Origin of the sequence: Candidatus Thiosymbion oneisti (genome assembly GCF_900092655.1) — a bacterium.
In the GTDB taxonomy this organism is placed as follows: Bacteria; Pseudomonadota; Gammaproteobacteria; order Chromatiales; family Chromatiaceae; genus Thiosymbion; species Thiosymbion oneisti.
Map to the genome: position 1 here is coordinate 1 of NZ_FLUY01001707.1, position 5,165 is coordinate 5,165.

At 61.0% G+C, this 5,165-nt stretch carries 4 protein-coding genes; all 4 read left to right on the forward strand.

Features of this window, described 5'->3' with window-relative positions; all coding sequences use genetic code 11:
• Window positions 1-623 precede the first annotated feature (623 nt).
• Entirely contained in the window at window positions 624-1,091 is a 468-nt protein-coding gene (locus BQ17_RS21095) for a hypothetical protein (RefSeq protein ID WP_141699359.1), read from the forward strand.
• Between the two features lie 537 nt (window positions 1,092-1,628).
• Complete coding sequence (gene glyA / locus BQ17_RS17940) at window positions 1,629-2,912, forward strand: serine hydroxymethyltransferase (protein ID WP_089729444.1); 1,284 nt, start codon at window positions 1,629-1,631, stop codon at window positions 2,910-2,912.
• A gap of 339 nt (window positions 2,913-3,251) precedes the next feature.
• Complete coding sequence (gene nrdR / locus BQ17_RS17945; RefSeq protein WP_089729446.1) at window positions 3,252-3,764, forward strand: transcriptional regulator NrdR; 513 nt, start codon at window positions 3,252-3,254, stop codon at window positions 3,762-3,764.
• A 29-nt stretch (window positions 3,765-3,793) separates the two neighbouring features.
• Window positions 3,794-4,903, forward strand: a complete 1,110-nt coding sequence (gene ribD / locus BQ17_RS17950) for a bifunctional diaminohydroxyphosphoribosylaminopyrimidine deaminase/5-amino-6-(5-phosphoribosylamino)uracil reductase RibD (protein WP_089729448.1) — start codon at window positions 3,794-3,796, stop codon at window positions 4,901-4,903.
• Window positions 4,904-5,165: the final 262 nt, after the last annotated feature.

Here is a 5,165-nt window from a genome sequence, read left to right on the forward strand (position 1 = left end):
GCCAGACGAAAGGGGCGGCAACGGATAGGCCACATCTAAGGACACGGGAACCTGCTCTCTACTCTACTGGTTCGAAAGGTCTTTGCGACACCCTCCCGAAGGCAGAGGGAGTGAAATGCGCAAATTGTTCCGTGTGGAAGTATAGCTGCTGACCACTTGTCGTGGTCGGTTAGGATGCGGAAGAGAAAGCTACGAAGCACACAAACCGGCGCGACTCCATTCGCGAGGATTCGCGTGATTCGTAATTTCTCCTCTTTTTGCCGACCGGTAACACTTAATTTAATGGCATTGAGATAAAGCGAGTTAAATCGGCGGGACTTGCCACACCCACGGAGCCTTCGCTACGGGCTGAGCGGAGGCTTATCGCTTCCTCCAGTTGCTGTATCCACGATCGGTACAGCTATTACAGCGATAGCGATAATAGGAATGAACCAACCCGCCGACCACCCTACCCCCCACCCGGGCAACCACGACCACCAGCTAGTGGTGGTGGCGACACCAGGTGCAGCGACAGTGGGCGCGGTATATAGATGACCAGGGCCAGTAATAGCATGCCTCGCATGTATGCCGCGGTGGGCTCTTGCAAGTGTGAGGTCGGGCACGGGATTCTGCGAAGCGACACTATGGGACCTGAAGGTGTCCTTCAATGTGCAACAGGTGCTGACATCACCGACAGTCAAGATCTCGTCATCTTCCAAGGTATGTTCGCAACCATCATCGAATCTGATGATGGCCTTGTGCCCCTTCGGAACCGCCACCTGGTCGCCCCTCCGCAGCCTCTCACCTATCCGTCCTGTTTTGATCCGCGATCTCCGACTGATCTTAGCATCATCATCGCCGTCGATCCGCTCCAGGGTGGCACGTTTCGCACAAGGGCTGACGTCGGTGATGGTCAGGACCTCGTCATCTTTCAAGGTATAGTTACATTTATCTTTATCGTCGAACTTGATGGTGGCTTTGCTTCCTTCCATGGCCATCACGCGGGCACCTCTCTCCAGCTTTCTGCCTACCTTCCCTCTGATATAGCCTGCCCCCTGATTGACCAGGATCTTACCGACGGCTCGCGCCAGCTTGGCACTTACCGGGTTTAATGCGCACTGCGACGGGGTGGCATAGGGCTCCCCGGCACTCGCAGTACCTACCATCATGCCAAGCAAGGCAGCCAGGATACCTTTACCCAGGATCTTCAGCCTGTTCATAGTTTCCCCCGGAAAATCTATCAAGGGTCATCATAGGGATGGAAAACTCAATCGTATAGGGCCAAGTATAAGAAGTAATCTAGTACTCCGCAAGAATAAATATCGTCGGATATGAGGCCAGTCGCAATTTACGGGGATCTAGCCTAAAGCCGGAACCTCAACCAGAACCTCTTAAGAGACTGTCTAAAAAGGGATCGTAGGCCGTAGGCTGGGTTGCAGCCAGGGATGGCCAAAACCCAGCATTAACCACAGCTGGGGTTCGTTCCTCACCCCAGCCTACCGATTTAAAATCAATAGGTTAGTTTTTAGACAGCCTCTAAGCCTCTTTAATATCACGACCGGGCTGACTGCTGATCAGGGGTCCGAAAATCGGGGTCCATTGCGTGGAAAGCGGCTAAACTATACCGATTTGGCGGTGAGGAAGGTTCGATGTTTGACAAGACCACGCAGATTGCCGGTTATGACGACGAGCTGTGGCGGGCGATCCGGGACGAGGAGCGGCGGCAGGAAGAGCACGTCGAACTGATCGCATCCGAGAACTATGCCAGTCCCAGGGTCTTACAGGCCCAGGGTACGGTACTCACCAACAAGTATGCCGAGGGCTATCCCGGCAGGCGTTATTACGGCGGCTGCGAACACGTGGATGTCGCCGAGCGGTTGGCCGTGGACCGTGCCAAGGCCCTGTTCGGCGCGGACTATGCCAATGTTCAGCCCCATTCCGGCTCTCAGGCCAATGCGGCGGTCTACATGGCCCTGTGCCAACCCGGAGACACCATCCTCGGCATGAGCCTGGCCCATGGCGGGCACCTCACCCACGGGGCTAAGCCCAACTTTTCGGGCCAGCTCTATGATGCGGTTCAGTACGGGCTGGATCCGGCCACCGAGGAGATCGACTATCAGGCGGTGGAGCGACTGGCGCGGGAGCACCGCCCGCGCATGATCGTGGCCGGCTTCTCGGCCTATTCCCGGGTGGTCGACTGGGGGCGCTTTCGCGCCATCGCCGATGGGATCGGCGCCTTTCTGTGCGTGGATATGGCCCATGTGGCGGGCCTGGTGGCCGTGGGTCTGTACCCGAGCCCGGTGCGGATCGCGGACGTCACCACGACGACCACCCATAAGACCCTGCGTGGTCCTCGCGGCGGCCTGATCCTGGCCAAGTCGAATCCAGAGCTCGAGAAGCGGCTCAGCTCCCTGGTCTTTCCCGGTACCCAGGGTGGCCCTCTGATGCATGTGATCGCCGCCAAGGCCGTGGCCTTCAAGGAGGCGCTGGAGCCCCAATTCAAGACCTATCAGCAGCAGGTGTTGCACAACGCCCGGACCATGGCGGAGGTCTTTATCTCCCGGGGTTACAATGTGGTGTCCGGCGGCACCAGTGACCACCTGTTTCTGGTCAGCTTTATCGAGCAGGGGCTCACCGGCAAGGACGTGGAGGCCTGGCTCGGGGCGGCCAATATCACGGTGAACAAGAACGCGGTGCCCAATGATCCCCAGTCCCCGTTCGTCACCAGTGGCATCCGGGTCGGGACCCCTGCCGTGACCACCCGCGGCTTCGGGACCGGGGAGGTGCGGGAGCTGGCGGGCTGGATGTGCGATATCATCGACGCCGGGGGCGAGCAGGCCGTGGTCGACCAGGTCAAGACGAAGGTGCTGGCGCTATGCGCGCGGTTTCCCGTCTATGCGAATGCTTTTTTATCCGCAAATGAACGCCAATGAACGCAAATTGGTCGCAAAAGCTCACATTCTCTTTTCTGTCCACGGATTACGCAGATTCTCACAGATTGTTTCGTTTTTAATCTGTGAAAATCTGTGTAATCTGCGGATGGATCGAAGCGATCGGATCATTTTTCCTATACTCAATCAGAACCTCGGCGGTTCCGCTTTTGGCCGCCAATAAACGCGAGTCAACGCCGATTAGTCGCGATCGGTTCGCTATCAGCGACGGTTCCTGATCCATTTGCGTCGATTCGCGTTCATTTGCGGATAACGCTTCCGTGAAGATCCTGCTAACTCGATGTTATCGGCAGTTGAGAGCATCCGTACCAGCAAGTTGCTATGCGCTGTCCCTTCTGTGGAGCCCAGGACACCAAGGTTACCGACTCCCGGTTGGCGGGGGAGGGCGATCAGGTGCGCCGTCGTCGCCGGTGCGTCCGGTGCAAGGAGCGCTTCACCACCTACGAGCGTGCCGAGCTCGACCTCCCGCGCGTGGAAAAGCGTGACGGTTCCCGGGTCCCGTTCGACGCGGGCAAGCTGCGCTCAGGCATCATGCGGGCCTTGGAGAAGCGCCCGGTCGGCACCGAGGAGATCGAGGCGGCCCTGGCCCGCATCAACCGGCGCCTGGTTACCGGCGGGGAAGGGGAGGTCTCGTCACGCACGATCGGCGAGTTGGTCATGGACGAGCTGCGGGCGCTGGACCAGGTGGCCTATGTGCGGTTTGCCTCCGTCTACCGCAAATTCGAGGACGTGGCCGCCTTCCGGGAGGAGATCGAACGCCTGGAGCGCCAGCTCACGCCCGAGGCCAAGCGCCACCAGATGGACCTGTTGGCCGATCTGGAAAAGAAGCCTTGAGCGGAGATGCCGCTGACGACCTTGCCTGCATGGCGCGGGCGATTCGGCTCGCGCGCCTGGGGCTCTTTACCACCGATCCGAATCCCCGAGTGGGCTGTGTCCTGGTCCGCACCGGTGAGGTCGTGGGCGAGGGCTACCACCGCCGCGCCGGTGAGCCCCATGCCGAGCGCAACGCGCTTACGGCCGCAGGCGGGCAGGCCAGGGGTGCAACCGCCTATGTCACCCTGGAGCCCTGCTGCCGTCAGGGCAAGACCCCGCCCTGCACCGAGGGCCTGTTGACGGCCGGGGTGCGGCGCGTGGTGGCCGCTATGGTCGATCCGAATCCGCTGGTGGCGGGTCGGGGACTGGAGACCCTGAAGGCCGCCGGCGTTGCCGTCCAGGTCGGTGTCCTGGCGGCCGAGGCGCGGGCCCTCAATCCCGGTTTCATCAAGCGTATGAGCCAGGGGTTGCCCTATGTGCGCTGTAAGCTGGCCGCCAGCCTGGACGGGCGCACCGCTATGGCCAGTGGGGAAAGTAAGTGGATCACGTCCGAGCCGGCGCGGCGGGACGTGCAACGGCTGCGCGCGCGCAGCTCGGCGATCCTTACCGGAATCGGTACCCTGTTGGCGGACGACCCCGCCCTGGATCTGCGCCTCGGCGCGGAGGAGCTGCCGGGGATGCGGCCCGGCGAGCAGATACGCCAACCCTTGCGGGTCCTGATCGACAGTCGCCTCCGCACCCCCGCCAACGCGCGCATGCTCGGCCTGCCGGGTACGACCTTGATCGCCTGTCCGGAGGGTCAGGCGCCGTCCGATGTCATGCGGCTGGAAGCGGCGGGGGCCCAAGTTTATGTGTGTGCCGGGCGTGAGGGTCGGGTGGACCTGGCGTCCCTGCTGCGCGACCTCGCCCGCCGGGAGATCAACGAGGTGCTGGTGGAGGCGGGGCCGACCCTGGCCGGGGCGTTCCTGGAAGCGGGGCTGGTGGATGAGCTCGTCCTCTATCTGGCGCCTCATATCATGGGTGACGCCGCCCGTGGGCTCTTCCGACTACCGGGCCTTGAGCGGATGCAGGATCGTATCGAGCTCACGATTCGGGATCTGCGCATGGTCGGGCCGGATCTGCGTATCACGGCCGTTCCCGTGGAGGCCGCGCGGGGGTAATGTGGGTGCAGGTTGCGTTAAGACGCCGGCACTGGCGCCACCGCCTGTAGGATGGGCAAAGCGAGCGCCCCTCAAGATAGTTTTAAGGTTCAGTCATTATTGCTAGTCCCCATACTGGAGCGTGTGAACCAAGCGTGTGAGCCAGCAGGTACTATGAACTTGCAACATCGGTCGAAACTAGGTATTAGGGGGCGTTCTCAATTAACAGATTTTCTCTCGTTCCCACGCGCCGCGTGGGAACGCGGAAGCTCCGCGCCGCGGA

What these genes read in the sequence shown, in the direction of transcription:
- BQ17_RS21095 (WP_141699359.1), top strand. Translation starts at nt 624, where the DNA reads ATGGGACCTGAAGGTGTCCTTCAATGTGCAACAGGTGCTGACATCACC.
- glyA (WP_089729444.1), top strand. Translation starts at nt 1,629, where the DNA reads ATGTTTGACAAGACCACGCAGATTGCCGGTTATGACGACGAGCTGTGG.
- nrdR (WP_089729446.1), top strand. Translation starts at nt 3,252, where the DNA reads ATGCGCTGTCCCTTCTGTGGAGCCCAGGACACCAAGGTTACCGACTCC.
- ribD (WP_089729448.1), top strand. Translation starts at nt 3,794, where the DNA reads ATGGCGCGGGCGATTCGGCTCGCGCGCCTGGGGCTCTTTACCACCGAT.